This is a genomic window from Polyangium jinanense, assembly GCF_028435265.1.
GTDB classification, from domain to species: domain Bacteria; phylum Myxococcota_A; class Polyangia; order Polyangiales; family Polyangiaceae; genus Polyangium; species Polyangium jinanense.
The window spans coordinates 157962-176479 of record NZ_JAGTJK010000017.1 but is presented as its reverse complement, the minus strand read 5'-3'; the positions used below and the strand labels follow the sequence as shown (position 1 = coordinate 176479).

The window sequence follows — 18518 nt, the reverse complement described above, 5'->3', positions numbered from 1 at the left end:
GCCCCCCGCGAATCATCTCAAATTCGCGTGGGGACGGCTTTGGCGGAGGTAGGACAGAATTGGGAGGGAAAGCGCTTCAGTGAATGGCGCTCGCCGTGGCCTCGGCGGCCTTGGCGCGGTCCTCGGCGGTCTTGCGCTGGGCGGCGTCGGTGAGCAGGGAGGCGGCCTCGCGGAATCGCGCGGCGACATCGCGGAAATAAGCTGTGTCCGCGCCGATGGGGGCCGTGATCTGTTTGATGAGCGCGGCGTCGAAGGCCGCGGCGCCCGCGAAGGGGCCTTTGGCCTTCGCGACCGCGTCGAGGCCGGCGATCTGCCCCATGCCGAGCATGGACACGGGCGCCGATCGGACCATCGTGGCCGCGTCCTCCGGCCCGTTGCGCAACGCGGCGACGAGCGCCGCGAAAAATGCGTCCTCGTCCGTCCGGGCTCCCTCGGGCAGGCCCGCGTACAGCGCCGCCGCTTGATCAAAATCGACAGCGCGCAGGTAGACGCGGCCGAGCTCGACGCGTGCACGCGCATACATGCGACGCGTGTCATCGGCGAGCTTCTCGTTCTTCAACGCGGCGCGGTACGGGAGCGGCACGCCGCGCTCGAGGAGGGCGCGCAGCACGCCGGGCTTCGTCGCGGCGTCCTTCGGCAGGAGCTGGCCTGCGTAGAACGTGGGCAGCTTCGTCGCGAGCCGCTCGGTCGCGTCCGCGGGCGCGGCTTTCGGCAGCGGCGGCACGACGAGCCCGTCGAGCGCGTCGATGCGCCGTCCGCCGTAGAGGCGCGAGAGCAGCGCGCGGGCGCGATCGATGCGCGCGTCGCGCAAGACGCCCACGGCCGCGAGGTCCCGTAGGCCCACGAGCACGGCGTCGCGGCCGCGATCCTTGCGCGGGTCGAGCGTCTGATCGAGCTCGGCGTAGTAGATGTTCCGGGCCTCGGGATCCTTCGCGAGCTCGGGCGAAAGCGGCACCGCGCGGACGGCCTCGACGAGCCGGAGATCGGCCATGCCGGCCTCGATCGCCGCGACGCCACGCGCGTAGTAGCGCAGGCCCGCGCCCTCGTTCGAGAGCGCCTGGATGGCCGTCGCCTGCTCGGCGACCCAGTCCTTCATGGGCCCGTTGATGAACGCGACGAGCTTCTTCTTGTCGTAAGGCGCCTGGATCTTGGGGGGCGCGTCACCGGCGCGCGAGAGCCGGGCTGCCGTCGCGAGGCCACGCATCGTGGTGTAGACGCCGCCGTCGATGCCCTTCGGGGGCGCGGCGATCACGGGCTCCAGGATCACGTCGGCGCACGCGGTAGGCGCGAGCTCGGCGCGGAGCGCGCGTGTGAGGCCCGGCGGCAGGCCCCCGCAAGACTCCAGGCCCGCGAGGGCCGCGTCCCGTTTGTCCGCGTTTCCTTCGGCGAGGGCCTTGTCGAGGGCTTCGAGCGCCTGCGCCCGCTCGGCGCACACGGGCGTGGCCGCGGGCTTCCTCTTCACGAACGCGTCGCAGGCCTTGGGCGCCGCGGCCAGGCCTTTCGGGGCCGCGGGCAGGGGCGTGATCACGAGATCGAACTTCGGCTCGGCGAGCTCCTCCTCGCGGTAGGCCGCCTTGGCACCGCCGGCGGGCTTGGCCTCGTCGGGCTTCGTCTTGGGTTCGGCCTTTGCGGTCGTGTCCGGCGGGGGCGTCTTCGAAGTGTCGGGGGTGGGAGGTTCTTTGCCCGTGTCCGCGGGCGTCTGGGGGCCGGGGGTGGGGGACGCGGCGCTCGCGCTGCATCCGGCCATGGCGACGAGAAGAAACAGGGGGAAGAGCTTGCGCATGGGTATCTCGCTCTCGTTGTGCCTGGCTTAGGCTGGTCTTCGGAGCGCGACAACAGCTTGCTGTGCGGAGTTCCCGGAAGGCCGGGAGGGCGCGGATCCCGAGGGCCGCGGGCCCGAGAATTTGCTACAAGGGCCGCGATGCTGCGCCGAACACCGAGGAGGGTCGCCTTCGGGCTCGTATCCCTCGCCTTGCTCGCCGTGCCGACGGGCCTTTCTCTGGCCCAGGTGGCCGCCCCCACGCCTCCCGCGCCCGCGCCCGCGCCCAACCCCCCCGGGACGCCGGGCATGCGCGTGTCTCTGCCTTTCGAGAAGTATGTCCTTTCGAACGGCCTCGAGGTGATCCTGCACGAGGATCACCGCACGCCCGTGGTCGCGGTGAACGTCTGGTACCACGTGGGATCCAAGGACGAGGGCCCCGGGAAGAACGGGTTCGCGCACCTCTTCGAGCACGTGATGTTCCAGGGCTCGCGCAACGTCGGCGAGGACCAGTTCTTCCGCTACCTCGAGCGCGCCGGCGCGAGCGACAGGAACGGCACGACGAACACGGACCGGACGAACTACTACGAGACCGTACCGTCCGGCGAGCTCGGCCTCGCGCTCTGGCTCGAGAGTGATCGCATGGGCTTCCTCCTCGACCACGCCAACGAGGAGACGTTCAAGAGCCAGCGCGAGGTCGTGAAGAACGAGCGCCGGCAGAACTACGAGAACGCGCCGTACGGCCTCGTGCGGCAGTTCGTGCGCTCCGCGCTCTACCCGTCCACGCACCCCTACCACCGGCTCACGATCGGCACGCCGCAGGACCTCGACGCCGCGACGTTCGACGACGTCCGCGCCTTCTTCAAGCGCTACTACGTGCCGAACAACGCGACGCTCGTCATCGCGGGCGATTTCCAGCCGGCGAAGGCGAAGGAGCTCGTCGCGAAGTATTTCGGGGGCCTTTCGCGCGGGGCCGACGCGAAGCCCATTCGCGGGCCGGTGCCCTCGCCGCTCACGAAGCAGATCCGCCTCGACGTCGAGGCGGGCGTCACGCTGCCGCGGATCGTGCTCTCCTGGACCACGCCGCCCCATTTCGCGCCCGGCGACGCCGAGCTCGACGTGGTCTCCGACGTGCTCGCGAGCGGCAAATCGAGCCGGCTCTACAAGCGGCTCGTCTACGACATGCAGATCGCCCAGAGCGTGACGGCGTCGCAGGAGTCCGCGGAGCTCGGCAGCGTCTTCGAGATCACGGTCACCCTGCAGAAGGACAAGAACCCAGACGAGGCCTTCAAGGTCGTCGACGAGGAGCTCGACAAGCTGCGCGCCACGGCGCCCGACGCCGCGGAGGTGGATCGGGCCAAGACGCGCGCGCTCTCGGGCCTCGTCTTCAGCGCCGAACGCGTCACGGGCCGGGCCGATCTCTTGAACAACTACAATCGACGCACCGGGGATCCCGGGTTTTTCGAGAAAGACCTCGCCCGGTACGAGAAGGTCTCGCCCGCCGACGTCACGAAGGCGCTCGCGACGTACCTGCCGAAGGACAAACGTGTCGTCACGTTCGTGCGTCCCGTCGCGGACGCGCCGCGCGCCGGTCGCCTCGTGGGAGGGATGCCGTGAAGATGCTCGCTCGCCGTTCGCAGATCGGGGCCTTGCTCGGCCTCGCGCTTTTCTCGCTCGCCGCATGCCAGACGCCCGCGCCCGTGGTGCCCCCGCCGCCGGATCCCCCGCCGGAGCCCGGAACCACGCAGGAAGCGCCGAAGGAGGCGGCCGCGCCTCCGCCCGAGGATCCCTCGTTCCGGAAGACCCCGCCGCAATCGGGGGGCGACACGCCCTTCATCGCGCCGAAAATCGACGAGGCGCGCCTGCCGAACGGCCTGCGCGTGCTCTACGTGATGCGGCGTGAGATGCCGGTCGTCGCGGTGAACATCGTGGTGAACCGCGGCGCGGAGCAGGAGTCCGCCCCGGGGCTCACGAGCGCCATGGCGTCCATGATGCTCTCCGGCACGAAGCAGCGATCGGCCATCAAGCTCTCGGAGGAGCTCGGCGCGATCGGCGCGCGGTACGGAGCCTGGGCCGATCACGACGGCGTGGGCCTGACGGCGCAAGCGCTCCGCGACAAGACGCCCGAGCTCTTCACGATCCTCGCGGACGTCGTGCTGAACCCGGCCTTCGATCCGGCGGAGCTCGAGCGCGAACGCACGCGGCGGCTCACGGCGATCCTGCAGCAGGCCGATCAGCCCGGCGTGCTCCTCCAGAACGCCATCACCGAGCGGCTCTACCCCGCCGGGCACGCGTATCGGGATCCGCTCATCGGCACCGAGGCGTCCGTCAAGGCGATCAAGCCCGCGGATCTCGCGCGCCAGCACGCGGCGCTCTTCCGGCCGGAGCACACGACGGTCACGATCGCGGGCGACATCGACAAGGCCGCGGCCCTCGCGCTCGTCGAGAAGAGTTTTGCCGCGTGGAAGGGCCAAGGGACCCCGGCGAAAACGCCGAAGGATCCCCCGGCCGTCGGCAAGGGCGAGAAGCGGGTCTTCCTCGTGGATCGTCCGGGCGCCACGCAATCGTACGTCGCCGTGACCCTCGCGGGCGTGCCCCGGAAAAACCCGGATTTCGACGCCCTGATGGTCATGAATACCCTGCTCGGCGGGCAGTTCACGAGCCGGCTCAACCTGAACCTGCGCGAGAAACACGCCTACACGTACGGCGCGCGGAGCGGCTTCGACATGCGCCACGGCCCCGGGCCCTTCACCGCGGGCGGGGCGATCATGACGCCCGCCACCGCGCCCGCCGTGAAGGAGATCTTCGCGGAGATCGAGCGGCTGCGGAAGGAGCTCGTGTCCGCGGAGGATCTCGCCGACGCGAAGGCGAACCTCGTGCGGCAGCTGCCGGCGCGCTTCGAGACGGCCGGGGAGACGGCGGGGACGCTCGCGTCGCTGGCGGTCCAGGGGCTCGCGCTGGACGAGCTCGCCACGCGTCCGTCGCGCATCTCGAAGATCTCGGCCGAGGACGTGAAGCGGGTGGCCGAGAAGTATCTCCGGCCCGATCAGATGCGCGTGATCGTGGTCGGGGACGCGGCCGTCGTGGAGAAGGAGCTCGCGGCGCTGGATCTCGGCGGCGTCGAGGTGCGAAAGGCGCCGGCGAAGAAGGACGCCAAGGCGGAGCCGAAGAAGGATGCCGCGAAGGGCGCGCCGGTCGGGCCGACCGGGCGGCCGAGGGTCAATCTCGGGCGGTAGTCGAGCCCTTCCCTTGCTGTTCGACGCGTTTCAGCCTCGCGAGCCGGACACGAGCTTCCACCATCGAAAGGGGCTCTGTGCGCCCTCGCTCCGCCCGACGGGGCTCCCCGCGGAGCCCGTCCGGCGGGCCTTCACGATCGGCGGGGTCTCGGCGGCGGGCGCGGCGTACGTCGTCTGGGGCAGCGTCGTCCAGCGAAGCTTCGAGTTTCTGGACCTCTACCTCATTCCGCTCGTGTTCGTCGCGGCCACGCTCCTCGTCGCGGCGATCACCCTCGTGGGCCCGTTCTTTCGGGCTCTGCGTGTGGAGATCGCGCTTGACGAGGGCGGCCTGCGTTGCGCGGTCGACGAATACGTCTCGTATTATCCGTGGGTGCTGCTCGGCCCCGCGCAGCTCGAGCCCGATTGGCGCGGCATTCCGACGTTGACTCTGACGAACGAGAGCGGGCGCGCGTTCGCGCGGGTGCCGCTGCTCGGCAAGAGCGCCCATGCGAGCGCTGTGACGCTCCTGCGATCGTACGAGCAGCGCCGCGCAGGGCGGATCCTGCCGGCGCCGCCCGTGGCGCGGTCGCTCGCGCGGCAGGGGCGGCCGCTTTCGGCGTGGCTCGAAGCGCTCGCGGCGCTCGGGGCCGCGAGCAACAAACGGGCGGGCTACCGCGAACAGGCGCCGAGCGACCTCGCCGAGCTGCCGTCGATCGTGGCCGACCTCGGACAAACCTCGGAGATCCGCGCGGCGGCGGCGTACGTCCTGCTCGCGCTGCGCGCGCCCGATCTCGACGCCCTGAAAAACGCGATCACGGAGGCGGCGCCTCCGCTCGTTCAGCTCCTCGTCCACCTGTCGCCGGCGGGCAAAGCCATCGTCTCGCGGGAATCGATCGAGGCCGTGCGGCCCTTCCTGGAGCCCGACGAGGCGGCGGCGATCGACGGCGCCGGCTGAACGATCGCGCGAACGACGCGCTTTTCGACCCTCGCGGGTTCTGGCATCATCCCGCTCCCCGTGGATTTCTTCGTTCGATCCCTCGCCGCCCTGGGCCTCGTCACCACCCTTTCGGCTTGCTCGGGCGCCCCCGCACAGAGCCGCCCCGTGGCCACCGCGGAGCAGGCGCCGGCGCCCGCGATTCCGCCGGGCCCCTGCGCGCTCCGGCCCTCGTGTGACACGCCATTTCCCGCGCAATCGAAGCGGGAGTTCCGGCACCATCGCTCGGGGCTACTGAATGCGCTGGGCGCGCGGCACCGCGGCCGGGATCTCTTCTTGCTCCCCGGCGCACCGCAATGGGTGCTCGGGAAATTCGCGTACGGGCCTTCGGACAAGGATCTGAAGGACGAAGAAATCGACGTGTATCTGCTCCGCGGCTGCGGGGGTTCGTGGGAGAAGGTCGGGACGTACCGCACGACCGAGGGCGAAGGCTCTCACCCGGCGGTGCTCGGCGTCGCGGACCAGGGCGGGCAGATCTTCGTGAATCTCGCGCAGGTCCTGCCCGGCGGCCCGCTCGGCGTGGGGCGGCATCGGATCAAATTGGTGGTCGCGGGCGACGGGACGAGCGCGGAGCTGTTCCTCGAAGTGCTGCCGCCGAGCGCGCGGATCGTGGTGACGGACATCGACGGCACGTTGACGGAGAAGGAAGAGGCGCTCGTGGGGGACGTGCTCACGGGCAACCATTCCGAGACGCACCCGGGCGCGGTGGAGGTGATGCGCGCGCTCTCGGGCCGCGGGTTTTTCATGTTCTACCTGACGGCGCGGCCGCACTGGCTCGAACCACGGACCCGCGCATGGCTCGCGCTGCGCGGATTTCCGCCCGGAATCGTGCACACCTCGGTGACGGCCACGGGGCGCATGGGCGGGGCCGCCGCGTCCTTCAAATCGGGCGAGCTCGGCCTGCTCAAGACGGCGACGGGGCTCTTGCCGGAGCTCGCGTTCGGGAACATGCCGAGCGACGTGGACGCCTATTCGAGCTCCGGGATCCCGAAGACCTTTTATTACAAGCTCGACGTCGACGCGCGGGGCGGCGTGAAGCACGACGATTATCGAACGCTCTTGCCCTCGCTCGGCGAGCTCCCGGCGGTGTGTCCGTGAAGGGCCCGCGCAAGGCGTACGAGGACGCGAAGGTGCACCTCGAGTTGCTCGGCGAGGCGCACGAGATCGAATGCAAGGTGCGGGTCGGGCGCACGCAGGTGCACGAGCTCTTGCCGCTCGCGCGGTCGCTCTCGGCGTCCATCTTGGCCATTTCGACGGCGCACGCGCGGGCGCAGGGCAAGGAAATCTCGTGTCAGAAGGGCTGCACCCATTGTTGCCGCCAGCTCGTGCCGGTCTCGCCGATCGAGGCGCGGCGGCTCGGGGAGGTCATGGCCGCGATGCCGGAGCCGCGCCGCGCGGAGGTGCGCGAGCGGTTCGTCCGGGCGATCGGGCGGCTCGAACAGGCGGGGCTCGTGGATTCGAAGGCGCCGAAGGGCCGGGCCGCGCTCGTCTCGAAGGAGGCGACGTCCTCGGCGGCGTGGGACGACGTGAGCCGGCGGTATTACGAGCTCCGGATCGATTGCCCGTTCCTCGAAGGCGACCTGTGCAGCATTTACGAGGAGCGCCCGATCGCGTGCCGCGAATACAACGCGGTGACGGATCCGGCGCTGTGCGAGGCGCTCGACCCGGGAATCGAGATTGCGCCGCGGCCGTCGCCGATGGGCGACGTGCTCACGAAGGTGACGGGGGAGCTCACGGGCAAACCACAGGCGGGGATCCCGCTGCCGCTCGCGCTCGAATGGGCGCGCGTGCATGGAAAGACGCTCGAACGCGAGCGGGACGGCGAGGCGATGTTCTGGGCGCTGCTCCGGGTGATGGAAGAGGACGGCGCCTGACGGGCGCTCATTTCTCGACGACGCGATAGAGGAATTTCTGCGTGGCCCCGCGCCGCTCGAGCGTCATCTCGACCTTTTTCGCGCCCTTGAGCTTCGCATAAGCTTCGAGCGCGAGGTCGGGACCCGTGAGCGCGTATCCCCCGAGCTCGGTCACGAGGTCGCCATTCTGGAGCCCGAGCGTCGCGAGCACGCTGCTCGGGCGAATGCCAAAGAGCTTCAGGCCCACGACCTTTCCGTCCTTCTGCGTCGGAACGAACCGGCCCGATCGGATCAGCTCGGCCTGATCGCCCTTCAGGAGATCGGCCGACGCTTGCGTGAGCTCGTACTCGGTCTCGGAAATCTTTCGTACGCCTGCCGCGAATTTCTCCGCGGCCACGTCCGCCGGTATCTGGGCACTCTTGGAAGGCGCGGGCGCGGCCGGCTCGCCCGTGGCCCGCACGCAGGTGGCGGGCAAGGGTTTGTCCGGAATGCGTCGCACGATGATGCCGCCGGCTTCACTCTCGACGAGCGAGAGCCCGGCCGGATCGAGGGCCTCGCGGAGGAGGCGGATCGCATTCGGAAGGGGCACGGGTCCGCCGGTGAGGAGCGTGATCCGCGCGCAATGGGCGACGGCCTGGGCGTCGGCGTCGATGACGATGGGTTTGCCGGCGGCGGACGCGAGCTTCTCGGCGACGGCGTCGACCGGCTCGTTGCGAAGCTCGAGGGAGACGGTGCCGGCAGAGATGTCCGCGGCGGCGTCGTCCCCCGCGACAGGCTGGGAAGGTCCGGGGTCGGATTTGTGGCAGGCAGCGAGGAGGAGCGCCGCGGTCAGGGGGAGGGTGAGGGCGGAGCGCAGGCGGGAAGGCGTGGGCACGGGAAAGCAATGTGCATGGGGCTCTGGCGGGGAGCAATGGGTGTCGTCGCCGTCGCTGCGCTCCGGATCATTACGGCCATGCCTCCGACGACGACGAAATCCACCCGGTGGTGGAGCAGCGTCCGGAGAATGTCAGCCAGCGCCATTGGGCAGCGGGCGGACGCTCTCGACGAGGTCGATCGAGCCCTGCGCCACCGCGAGGCGCTCGGTCGGCGACAGGCTCAGCATCCAGCGGATGAGCGAGCGATCGATCCCGTCGGCATCGTAGGGATCCTGATCCGCTCCTACGAGGTCTTGCGGCGTCTCGAACACGGGAGCCAGGTTATCACGCGCGAGGGATGCAGGGGAGGGGGGGCCCTACCGCAGCCCCGCCCCCTTCCGCGTCACCCGCGGCAGCGCCGTCTTCGTCGAAGGCTCCAGCGCGAGGTCGTCCGCCTCCCCCGCCGCGAACCTGAGCGCCCCCGCGTACGCGATCATCGCCGCATTGTCCGTGCAGCTCGCGAACGACGGCACGAACAGCGCGATCTTCTGCCGCGCGCACGCTTCCGCCATCCGCGCCCGGAGCCCCCGGTTCGCCGCGACGCCCCCCGCGAGCACGATCCGCGGCACGCCCTCCACCTTCGCCGCGCGCACCGCCTTGTCCACGAGCGTGCCCACGACCGACGCCTGGAACGCCGCGCAGAGGTCCGCGAGCGCCTGCCCCTCGGGCGGCTTTCCCTGCATCGCGACGTGGCGCATGACCGCCGCCTTCACCCCCGAGAAGCTGAACTCCAGGCTCTCGCGATGCGCCATCGAGCGCGGCACCGCGTCCTTCGCCCGGGAAGCATCACCCGTCGCCGCCAGCCGATCCACCACGGGGCCGCCCGGATAGCCGAGGCCGAGCAGCTTCGCCGTCTTGTCGAACGCCTCGCCCGCGGCATCGTCGCGTGTCGCCCCGAGCTCGCGAATCGCCGAGAGCCGCGGCGCATCCACGCGGTAGAGCGCCGTGTGCCCACCCGAGGCCAGGAGCGCGATGAACGGGTACGACGGCACGGGCGCTTCGGCCTCGGCCTCGCCCCGCCGCAAGAACACCGCGAGCAGGTGCCCGACGAGGTGATCCACGCCGACGATCGGTTTTCCCGTCGTGAAGGACAGACCTTTCGCCGCCGAAAGACCCACGAGCAGCGCGCCGAGCAGGCCCGGACGCGACGTGACCGCGATCCCGTCGACGTCGCCGGGCTTCATCCCGGCCCGCGCGAGCGCCTCGCGGATCACCGGCACGATGGCCCGCGCATGGTCGCGCGAGGCGATCTCCGGCACCACGCCGCCATAGGGCGCGTGCGCCTCGACCTGGCTGCGTACGACATCGGAGAGCACCACGCCGGTCTCCGTCACCACGGCGGCGGCCGTCTCGTCGCACGACGTCTCGATCCCTAGAACCCGCATTGGCCCTCCCGGCGCACCAGCGAAAACATGCCGAAGATCGGCCTCCGTCCCTCGTCCGCGTCCGGATCCTCGGAGCCCGCGCGCACGAGCCGCACCTCGACGCCGCCGTCCGAGCGCAAGGACAGGAACGCGAGCATCCCCTCCGCCATGGTCTCGCTCGGCGAGACCGCGAAGAGCGTGTTCCGCTCCCGACCGTCGCCCATCTCGAACTGCGAGAGCGGATCGTGCGCGAGCGGCGGGATCGGGCGGAGCTCGGCGCCGTCGAAGAGACGCCGCTCGGGCCGCGTTTGCGTCGCAGCCTCGAACGTCCAGAGCCGGCCCGGAGATTCGTCGCCGTCGAGCCGGGTCGCGTCGAGCGTCAGGCGCATCTGCACGCGGGGGCTGAGGCCCTCGCGGAAAGGGCTCCCGAGCGTGATGGCGCCGCAATACGCCTCGTGCGGTTTCGTGGAGAAACGCGCGACGTCGTTGCACCCGGCGGCGGTCCCGGCGACGAGAAGCTGCGCGAACACGAGGCCTCGTCGCGCTCGCTTCCCGGCTTCTCTCGGCCTACCCGTGTGCATCGGCGCGGATTGTGCCCTCGCCCCCCCTCTCCCGCCACCCCTCTCCGCGCGCCCTTGGTAGACTGCCCACCCTTCGATGGAAACCCAAGCCCAAGGCCCCAGGATCGATCCACGGGAGTTCTTCGAGAAGGCCCCGGCCTTGTTCTGCGTCCTCGACTCCGACAACCGGATGTACCAGCCGAACGGGGCCTGGGAGCGCGTGACCGGGTTCTCACTCGAGGCCCTCGAAGGCATGCGGCTCGAAGACCGTTTGCACCCCGAGGACCGGGATCCGACCCGGCGCACCTCGCGCATCTCCGTCGAGGCCCAAGGCGCGATCGTGCAGGAGACGCGCTTTCGTTGCGCAGACGACACGTACAAATGGCTCGAATGGACCATGCGCGTCGTCTTCGAGCGGGGTCTCGTGTTCTGCTGCGCGCGTTCCATCGAGCAGCCGCGGCGCGCGACCATCACCGCCGCGCGGCGTCTCGAGGCGTACCTCAGGCGGGCCCCCATCGCGATGATCGAGACCGAGGTCGGTCGCGGGGTCGTCGAGTGGAGCACCGGCGCCGAGCGGATCTTCGGGTACACGCGGAGCGAGGCACTCGGTCGAAGGCTCGTCGACCTCATCGTAGCCGAGCCGCACCACGAGACCGTCCTCGACGCCGCATTCGCAATCCGTGACGGCCGCATCCCCTCGGGGCGTTTCGGCGCGACCGAGAACATCACGAAGGACGGGCGCACGGTCGTATGTGAATGGCACAACGCGCCGCTCGCCGACGAGGAGGGGCGCGTGCGCGGGGTCCTGAGCATCGCCCTCGACCGGACCGAGATCGAGCGCGAGCGCGCGCGGGCCGAGGAGAGTCTCGCGCGGTTCGAGCTGCTCATGCGAGGCTCGAAGAACGGGCTGTGGGATTACGTGCCCCGGGATCCAACGAACCCGACCGATCCCGAGCAGCCCATCTTCGTGTCCGAGGGGCTCACGCGGCTGCTCGGCATCACGGCAGAGGAGGCGCCGAAGTCACTCCGCGCATGGGAGGGGTTCGTGCACCCGGAGGACCGCGAGCGCGCGGCGAGGCTCTTCGCCGAGCACATCGCGTCGCGCAAGGCCGAGACGTACTACGAAGGTCGGCTGCTCCGCGGCGACGGCACGTACCTGTGGGTGGCCAGTACGTTTCAATCGCTCTGGAGCGAGAGCGGCGAGCTCCAGCGGCTCGCCAGCGCGATCGTGGACATCACCGAGCGGAAGGACACAGAGGCCGATCTGCGCGACAAGCTCGCAGTCATCGAGCGGCAAGCCGCGTCGATCCGGGAGCTTTCGACGCCCATCCTGGAGGTGCAGGAGGGCGTCCTGTGTCTGCCCGTGGTGGGCGTAGTCGACAGCGGGCGCGCCGCCGAGATGATGGACGCCGCGCTCGGAAGCGTGGTCGATCTGCAAGCGCGGTTCTTGATCATCGACCTGACAGGCGTGCCCGTGCTCGACACGAGCACAGCCGATCGTCTGCTCGCCATCGCCCGCGCCGCGAGTCTCGTCGGCGCAAAAACCGTGATCACCGGCCTCCGCCCCGCCGTCGCGCAAACCGTGGTGACCCTCGGCGTCGCGATGGGCGAGGTAAAGACCCTCCGAAACCTGAAGGACGGCCTCCGGTACTGCCTGCGCGAGGCAGCCAGCCGGTAACGGCGTCGCGCCGGGGTTTCACCCCGGACCCCGACCAGGGGTTGTCCACCCCTGGACCCGGACCAGCCAGGGGCTGGACCCGGGGTCGATGAACTGCGCGATGCGCAGTTCATCGAACAGGTCGAGGCAAGACCAGCGACGACCCTGCCAGTCAAGACCGCAGCGCCGACGTGTCTGCTGAGGGGGGCAGCGCTGCTGTCTCCGCTGGCAACGCCGCTCGTGGTCTTGCCACGGGCCCGTCTGAGAAACTGCGCATCGCGCAGTTTCTCAGCCTTCGGTCCAGGCCGTGCCTGGTCCGGGGTGCAGGGGGCGGACAGCCCCCTGCTGGGGTGCGGGGCAACGCCCCGCTCCGCGCGCCCCCGTCTCAGCCTTCGGCGTGCGCCTGCTCGACGGGGCGCTCGACGCCGCGGCGTTGCAGCGCGAGCAGGAGCCCGAGCAGGCTGAAGGCTGCGCAGAAGAGGCCGTACATCACGACCTGGTTGCGATCGATGAGCCAGCCGGCGGCTGCGGGCCCTGCGATTTGCGCGAGACTGCCGAGGGACTGGCTCACGCCGAGCACTGTGCCTTGCTCCTCCTTGGCGACGCTCTTCGTGATGAGCGTCGTCACGCTTGGACGCACCACGGCTGCGCCGAAGGAGCCGAGCACCACGAGTACCAGGAGAAATCCGACGTTCGTTGCCAGGCCGAGCAGACAATAGCCGAGGACCATGGTCCCGAGGCCGATTGCGGTCAGCCGCTCCTCGCCGAGCTTCTTCACGAGCCGCTTGAGCATCCCGCCCTGCACCATCGCGCCGATGAGCCCCGAGAGACCGAAGATGAGGCCTGCCTCGTGCAGCTCGTAGTTGAACTGCTTCTTCAGGTAGACGCCGAGTGCGCCCGTGAGCGCGGCGAACGAGAGACTGAAGAAGAAGAACTCGGCGAGGTGCTTGCGAGGGCCGGGGCGCGCGAGGTACTCGGCCATTCCTGAGAGACGCCGGCCCGTCTGGGCTGTGGGCTTGCGCGCGGGCAGGAAGAACGCCGTTAGCAGGATGGCGAGCAGGCTCAGCCCCGCGGCTGCGAGCGTGGGCGGCTTGTACTTGAAGAGCGGATCGGGGTCATCGCGGAAGACGTACGTGAGCAACGCCGTGATGCCCGGGCCGAGCAAGAAGCCCGTGCCGAAGGCGATCCCGAAGAAGCCGAAGGCCTGCGTGCGCTCCTCGTTTGGCTTCGTGACGTCGGAGATGTACGCCTGGGCGATGCTCAGGTTGCCCGCCGTCAGGCCCGCGATGATGCGGCCGACGAAGAGCATTTCGAGGCTGTGGGCGGCTGCGAGTGTGAGCCAACCGATGAGCGTGCCGGCCTGGCTGAGCAGGAGCACGGGCTTTCGTCCGATACGATCGGACAGCCGGCCGAGCATTGGGCCGGAGACGAACATCGCCGCCGCGTAGACCGAGGTCAGAAGCGTCGCCTGGAAATCCGACGCACCGTAGTCCTTCGCGTAATACGGCAGCAGCGGCAGGATGAGCGTCAGGCCGAGGACGTCGACGAAGACGGTGAGGAATATCGGCAAAAGCGGGGATCGCATCGACGGCTCGCCTCGTTCGTACGGCGCGCCACGAGGCGTTCGGGTGGCGCTGGGCGCGCATCCTGACACAGGCGCCGCGAGCACGCCCTTCCGTCGCGTCACGAAACCACCTCGGGGGGCGGTCGCGACCGGGGGGACGGGTCACGAAACCACTTCGAAGTGCCGCGCGCGGCGGTCTTGGAAGGTTCGAAACCACCTCGATGGGCCGCGCGCGGCGGTTTTGGGGGGTTCGAAACCACTTTGGAGGCGGTCGCGACCGGGGGGGCGGGTGGTTCGAAACCACTTCGAAGTGCCGCGCGCGGCGGTCTTGAGTGGTTCGAAACCACTTTGGAGGCGGTCGCGACCGGGGGGGCGGGTGGTTTCGGAGCTCTCGGGAGGCGGGCGCTCGGGGGGCGAGCGCTCTCAGAAGCTCAGGTAGGTCTGATCCTTGAGGCCGCGCTCGTAGTCGGCGAGCAGGCGCATGCCCTCGGTGGGCTTCAAGAGGTCCTGCTTGATCGCGCCGTCGACCTGGGCCTTCACCTTCGCGATGAGGCTCTGCGTGTCGTACTGCGTCATCGCGAGCACCTCGCGGATCTGGTTCCCCGCGATCGTCTCCTCGATGTAGTAGCCGCACTCCTCGTCGTCATCGAGGAAGACGTGCACCTCGTTCACCCGGCCGAACAGGTTGTGGATGTCGCCCATGATGTCCTGGTAGGCGCCGGTGAGGAAGATGCCGAGGTAGTACGGCTCGTCGCCGCGCAGCGCGTGCAGCGGCAGCGTCTCCTTCACGTCGGAGAGGTCGATGAACTTCGAGACCTTGCCCTCCGAGTCGCACGTGATGTCGACGAGCGTGCTCTCCGCCCCAGGCCGCTCGTGCAGCCGGTGGATCGGCACGACCGGGAAGAGCGCGCCGAGCGCCCAGTGATCGAGCAGCGACTGGAACACCGAGAAGTTGCAGATGTACTGGTCGGCGAGCTTGTTCCGGAGCTCGACGACGTCCTCGGGGATCTCCGCGGGATCGAGCGCCGTGATGAGCTTCTGCATGCGCTCGGCGGTCTCCCAGAACAGGGCCTCGACCCGCGCCTTCACGTCGAGGTTCAAGAGCCCGAGCTCGAACATCTTCTGCGACTCCTCCTTCGCCTGGAGGATGTCGTGCCACGACTCGGCGAGGTTCTGGACCGAGAGGCTGTCGCGCGTGTCGAGCAGGTTGCGGATGAGCTTGTGCTCCTCCGTCTGGATGTCGATCGGCGCCTCCGGGGTCTTCTCGATCGAGCCGAACGCCTGCACCACGAGCACCGAGTGGTGCGCGACGATCGCGCGCCCCGACTCGCTCACGATGTTCGGGTGCGGGACCTTCTCGTCGTCGCAGATGTCCGCGATGTTGAAGACGATGTCGCGCGCGTACTCCTCGACGGAGTAGTTCATCGACGAGTGGAACGTCGAGCGCGAGCCGTCGTAGTCGATCGCGAGGCCGCCGCCGACATCCATGTACTCGATGCGGTGCCCCATCTTGCGGAGCTTGGCGTAGTGCCGCGCCGCCTCGCGCACCGCGCGCTTGATGACGAGGATGTCGGGGACCTGCGAGCCGATGTGGAAGTGCAGGAGCTTGAACGCCGAGCTCATGCCCGCCTCCGCGAGGATCCCGCAGGCCGCGAGGATCTCCGCCGTGGACAGGCCGAACTTCGCGTGCTCGCCGCCGCTCTCGGCCCACTTGCCGGCGCCCTGCGTCATGAGACGGACGCGGAGGCCGAGCATCGGCTCCACGTTCATTTCCTTTGCAACACGAACGATCGTCCGCACCTCGGAGAGCTTCTCCGCGACGAGGATGACCTTCTTGCCGAGCTTGCGGCCGATCATCGCGGTGCGGATGAAGTTCTCGTCCTTGTAGCCGTTGCAGACGATGAGCGACTCGTTGTCGGTGTGGACGCTGAGCCCCGCGAAGAGCTCGGGCTTCGAGCCGACCTCGAGGCCGTAGTGGTAGGTCCGGCCCGCCTCGAGGATCTCCTCCACGACCTCCTTGAGCTGGTTCACCTTGATGGGGAACACGCCACGGTAGGTGCCGCGGAACTTGAGGTCGGAGATCGCGCGATTGAACGCCTCGTTCAGCGTTCGCACGCGGTGGTGCAAGAGATCTTGGAAGCGGATCAGGAGCGGGGTGCGCAGGCCCTGATCACGCGCCTCTTCGACGACGTCGATGAGGGCGATCTTGCGACCTCGATCCTGGAGGGGCGCCGCCGTGATGTTCCCCGTGGGGTTCACGTCGAAGTAGCCGCGGCCCCAGCGGTCGATCATGTAAAGGGCCTTCGCGTCGTCGGTGCTCCACGCGTCGGTGTCGGTGTCGTGATGGCTGCTGGTCAACGTCTTCGTCTCCCTTGGGACCCGAGGGCCATGGCCCTTGCGCGACGTGCTGTACGGGGCAGAGCTCCCTCGCAGCGCGCGAGGGAGCCAGGGGCGGCTTTGAACGTGAAATGCTGTGCGACGGACGTCGGTCTTCCGGTACGTCCGCGCTGCGGCTCAATACGCCAGGAAGGTCGAACCTTCAAGGGTAGGGTGTGGTGCCGATAGGACGGGACAGACAGACGGGGGGAGGCAGAGGGGGGAGCGGGCTCAGGCCTTGGCAGGCGTGGCGGCCTTGGCGCGCTTCGACGCGGCCTTGTACTGGTCGTACAGGCGCGGAACCGGGAAGGCCTCGAGGCGCTTGCGGTAACCGGCGTCCTTCGACCGGTTCTCGGCCGTCAGGATGGCGTCGATGAGCTTGGCCCGGGTGCCGAACTTCTCCTTGACCTCGGAGAACGTCGCGTGGAGGCGCAGGAGCTTGGCGTTCGAGACGTGATCGAGGCCCTTGTCGCCGCCGCGATCCGCGCTCGTGCGGCCGACCCACAGGTCCTCCGTCATGAAGCCCTTGAGCGCCTCGACGAGCTTCGCCTTCTCGCCGAACTTCTCCTTGACGATCGAGAGCGGTGCCTTGCGTGCCATGTCTTTCCTCCGTTGTTGCGCGAGATCACTCGCACGGTGATGGGTAGGGGGCGCCATGTAGCAGACGGGGCGGGGGGAATGCAAGGGAGCCACGGGAGGGCGACCAGGGCGCATGGTTTTGCCGGGCTCGCGCGCCTCGAAAGGTCGAGCCCGGGGGGCCACGTCTGGCAGGAAAAACCTTCCGATGGGCGCGCGACGCTTGCGGGTGATGCGTGGCCTCGCCACGTAGCCTCCCGAGGGCGCGGCGCCCTCCGCGTGACGAAAGGGAAGAGGAGGACATGGACGAGAAGATCATCCAGTGTCTGAACGAGCTCATCGAGCTCGATCTCGCGTGCGTAGCGGCCTACGAGGTGGCGCGCGGAGTCTGCAAGGACGAGGAGATCCAGGGGAAGTTCTCCGAGTTCCAGGAGGATCACCTCCGGCACGTGCGCGAGCTCGGCGAGCACGTCCGCAGCGCGGGATTCGAGCCCCCGAGCGAGCTCGATACGAAGGGCGTGATCATCCAGGGCTTCACCTCGCTCGCCTCGCAGGAGGATCGAACAGCGGTGCTCGCGATGCGCGGCAACGAGGAGCTTTCGAACAACGCATACGCGTCGGCGCTGCAAGCGGGGCTGCCGGAGGAGATCCGCGCGCTCGTCGCGGCGAACTTCGAGGATGAACGGCGGCACATGCGCTGGATCCGCGGCGCCGTCGTGCTGCGGGGCTGGGACGTCGAGCAGCCCGAGCTCCGCGAGCTGTCGGTGGACGCCCAAGGCACGCGCAAGGCGGCTTGACGAGGCCGTGCGAAGGCGCGTTGCAAGCCTTCGGTGATACGCTCCCCGCATGTCTGCGTTTTTCTCGGCGAGGCCCGCCACGGCCGCCGATTACGACACGTACGCGCGCTTGTTTCCCGAGCTCGGGACGGATGATCCCACGCTGTCGCGCGAGGTCTGGGGCGTGGAGCTCATGCCCCACACGCTGATCCTGGAGCAGGGGAGCGAACTCATAGGGTACGCGTACGTGGTGGTGCTGAAGGAGACGGGGTACGTGCGCCACGTGGTCGTCGCGCCCGAGGCGCGCGGCAAAGGCGCAGGGCGCGCGCTGATGCGGGCGAGCGCCGAGCGATTCCGCGCGGCAGGCTGCTCGCGCTGGTGCCTCAACGTGAAGGTCGAGAACACCGTGGCGATCGCGCTGTATTCGTCACTCGGCATGGCGAAGATGTACGAGTCGACGCCGATGCGACTCAGCTGGGACGTGCTCGCGCGTCTACCCGGCGGGGAAGAAGGGATCACGGCGCGAGCGATCGATCCGCGCGAGGACGCGGCACTGGAGGCGGCATTTGGGCTGCCCATCGGTTCGATCACGGTCTGCCGCGCGCGGGCAGGGTGGGTGCTGCTCCGGCTCGTTGACGCGGCGCAGCCGGAGGAGGCGCGGGTGGGGTTCGCCTGCTTCAATCCGTCGTTCCCGGGGTCATTCCCGTTCCGCGTGGCAAGGCCGAAGCTCGTTCGGCCGCTGCTCGAAGCCGTCCGGCCACACGCGCGGCCCGAGGACGCGTTCACGCAGGTCGTGGTGGAGGGCGATCCCGAAACGAAACGCGCGCTCATCGAGGCGGGCGCGTCGGTGCGGATGGAGATCGTGAACATGGAAGGGCCAATCCCGGAACGGGTTTGACCCGGGGGCGCC

Annotated in this window: 16 protein-coding genes; 8 read left to right on the top strand and 8 right to left on the bottom strand. The window is 69.3% G+C overall.

Translation table 11 applies throughout. The features are described 5' to 3' along the window. Positions 1-76: 76 nt before the first annotated feature. Complete coding sequence (locus KEG38_RS27900) at positions 77-1783, bottom strand: hypothetical protein (protein WP_272422967.1); 1707 nt, start codon at positions 1781-1783, stop codon at positions 77-79. A 138-nt stretch (positions 1784-1921) separates the two neighbouring features. Here KEG38_RS27900 and KEG38_RS27895 point away from each other — a divergent pair, with 138 nt between their 5' ends. The 5 genes from KEG38_RS27895 to KEG38_RS27875 are packed head-to-tail and all read left to right on the top strand — an operon-like array spanning position 1922 to position 7842. Then, positions 1922-3376 carry a M16 family metallopeptidase gene (locus tag KEG38_RS27895; RefSeq protein WP_272422966.1) on the top strand — a complete coding sequence of 485 codons (1455 nt, stop codon included), beginning with the start codon at positions 1922-1924 and terminating at the stop codon, positions 3374-3376. A gap of 2 nt (positions 3377-3378) precedes the next feature. Next, on the top strand, positions 3379-4995 hold the full coding sequence (locus KEG38_RS27890) for a M16 family metallopeptidase (protein ID WP_272422994.1): 1617 nt from the start codon (positions 3379-3381) through the stop codon (positions 4993-4995). A gap of 13 nt (positions 4996-5008) precedes the next feature. Then, a complete protein-coding gene (locus KEG38_RS27885; RefSeq protein ID WP_272422965.1) occupies positions 5009-5929 on the top strand; it encodes a hypothetical protein in 921 nt (306 codons plus the stop codon). A 60-nt stretch (positions 5930-5989) separates the two neighbouring features. Then, complete coding sequence (locus tag KEG38_RS27880) at positions 5990-7066, top strand: LNS2 domain-containing protein (protein WP_272422964.1); 1077 nt, start codon at positions 5990-5992, stop codon at positions 7064-7066. After that, positions 7057-7842: a YkgJ family cysteine cluster protein gene (locus tag KEG38_RS27875; RefSeq protein ID WP_272422962.1), complete on the top strand. Its 786-nt coding sequence runs from the start codon at positions 7057-7059 to the stop codon at positions 7840-7842. The genes KEG38_RS27880 and KEG38_RS27875 overlap by 10 nt, the downstream gene beginning before the upstream one ends. Before the next feature lie 7 nt (positions 7843-7849). Here KEG38_RS27875 and KEG38_RS27870 read toward each other — a convergent pair whose 3' ends face one another. From KEG38_RS27870 to KEG38_RS27855, 4 genes are all read right to left on the bottom strand, one after another. Then, a complete protein-coding gene (locus tag KEG38_RS27870) occupies positions 7850-8695 on the bottom strand; it encodes a hypothetical protein (protein ID WP_272422961.1) in 846 nt (281 codons plus the stop codon). A 132-nt stretch (positions 8696-8827) separates the two neighbouring features. Next, positions 8828-9007 (bottom strand): hypothetical protein, encoded by a 180-nt coding sequence (locus tag KEG38_RS27865; protein WP_272422960.1) that lies wholly within the window; start codon positions 9005-9007, stop codon positions 8828-8830. Between the two features lie 45 nt (positions 9008-9052). Continuing rightward, positions 9053-10120 (bottom strand): tRNA (adenosine(37)-N6)-threonylcarbamoyltransferase complex transferase subunit TsaD, encoded by a 1068-nt coding sequence (tsaD, locus tag KEG38_RS27860; RefSeq protein ID WP_272422959.1) that lies wholly within the window; start codon positions 10118-10120, stop codon positions 9053-9055. Then, positions 10108-10629: a hypothetical protein gene (locus KEG38_RS27855; protein WP_272422958.1), complete on the bottom strand. Its 522-nt coding sequence runs from the start codon at positions 10627-10629 to the stop codon at positions 10108-10110. Before KEG38_RS27855 ends, tsaD begins: the two co-directional genes overlap by 13 nt. A gap of 127 nt (positions 10630-10756) precedes the next feature. Here KEG38_RS27855 and KEG38_RS27850 point away from each other — a divergent pair, with 127 nt between their 5' ends. Continuing rightward, entirely contained in the window at positions 10757-12337 is a 1581-nt protein-coding gene (locus tag KEG38_RS27850; protein WP_272422957.1) for a PAS domain S-box protein, read from the top strand. A gap of 364 nt (positions 12338-12701) precedes the next feature. Here KEG38_RS27850 and KEG38_RS27845 read toward each other — a convergent pair whose 3' ends face one another. From KEG38_RS27845 to KEG38_RS27835, 3 genes are all read right to left on the bottom strand, one after another. Continuing rightward, positions 12702-13901 (bottom strand): MFS transporter, encoded by a 1200-nt coding sequence (locus tag KEG38_RS27845; RefSeq protein ID WP_272422956.1) that lies wholly within the window; start codon positions 13899-13901, stop codon positions 12702-12704. Between the two features lie 402 nt (positions 13902-14303). Next, positions 14304-16238: a biosynthetic arginine decarboxylase gene (gene speA / locus KEG38_RS27840; RefSeq protein ID WP_272422031.1), complete on the bottom strand. Its 1935-nt coding sequence runs from the start codon at positions 16236-16238 to the stop codon at positions 14304-14306. Between the two features lie 249 nt (positions 16239-16487). Then, positions 16488-16856, bottom strand: coding sequence for a hypothetical protein (locus KEG38_RS27835; protein ID WP_272422033.1), 369 nt, complete (start codon positions 16854-16856; stop codon positions 16488-16490). Positions 16857-17134: 278 nt separating this feature from the next. Between KEG38_RS27835 and KEG38_RS27830 the strand changes: the two genes are divergently transcribed. Together KEG38_RS27830 and KEG38_RS27825 are read left to right on the top strand one after the other, a co-directional pair. After that, positions 17135-17629: a ferritin-like domain-containing protein gene (locus tag KEG38_RS27830; protein ID WP_272422034.1), complete on the top strand. Its 495-nt coding sequence runs from the start codon at positions 17135-17137 to the stop codon at positions 17627-17629. A gap of 49 nt (positions 17630-17678) precedes the next feature. After that, the gene (locus KEG38_RS27825; RefSeq protein WP_272422036.1) at positions 17679-18506 is read left to right on the top strand and encodes a GNAT family N-acetyltransferase; all 828 of its coding nucleotides are present in this window, start codon (positions 17679-17681) and stop codon (positions 18504-18506) included. Positions 18507-18518 lie beyond the last annotated feature (12 nt).

Bases quoted from the DNA above. Each gene is read 5' to 3' on its own strand.
- KEG38_RS27835 (WP_272422033.1), bottom strand. From the start codon at position 16,856: ATGGCACGCAAGGCACCGCTCTCGATCGTCAAGGAGAAGTTCGGCGAG.
- KEG38_RS27845 (WP_272422956.1), bottom strand. From the start codon at position 13,901: ATGCGATCCCCGCTTTTGCCGATATTCCTCACCGTCTTCGTCGACGTC.
- KEG38_RS27830 (WP_272422034.1), top strand. From the start codon at position 17,135: ATGGACGAGAAGATCATCCAGTGTCTGAACGAGCTCATCGAGCTCGAT.
- KEG38_RS27825 (WP_272422036.1), top strand. From the start codon at position 17,679: ATGTCTGCGTTTTTCTCGGCGAGGCCCGCCACGGCCGCCGATTACGAC.
- KEG38_RS27900 (WP_272422967.1), bottom strand. From the start codon at position 1,783: ATGCGCAAGCTCTTCCCCCTGTTTCTTCTCGTCGCCATGGCCGGATGC.
- KEG38_RS27895 (WP_272422966.1), top strand. From the start codon at position 1,922: ATGCTGCGCCGAACACCGAGGAGGGTCGCCTTCGGGCTCGTATCCCTC.
- tsaD (WP_272422959.1), bottom strand. From the start codon at position 10,120: ATGCGGGTTCTAGGGATCGAGACGTCGTGCGACGAGACGGCCGCCGCC.
- KEG38_RS27890 (WP_272422994.1), top strand. From the start codon at position 3,379: ATGCTCGCTCGCCGTTCGCAGATCGGGGCCTTGCTCGGCCTCGCGCTT.
- KEG38_RS27850 (WP_272422957.1), top strand. From the start codon at position 10,757: ATGGAAACCCAAGCCCAAGGCCCCAGGATCGATCCACGGGAGTTCTTC.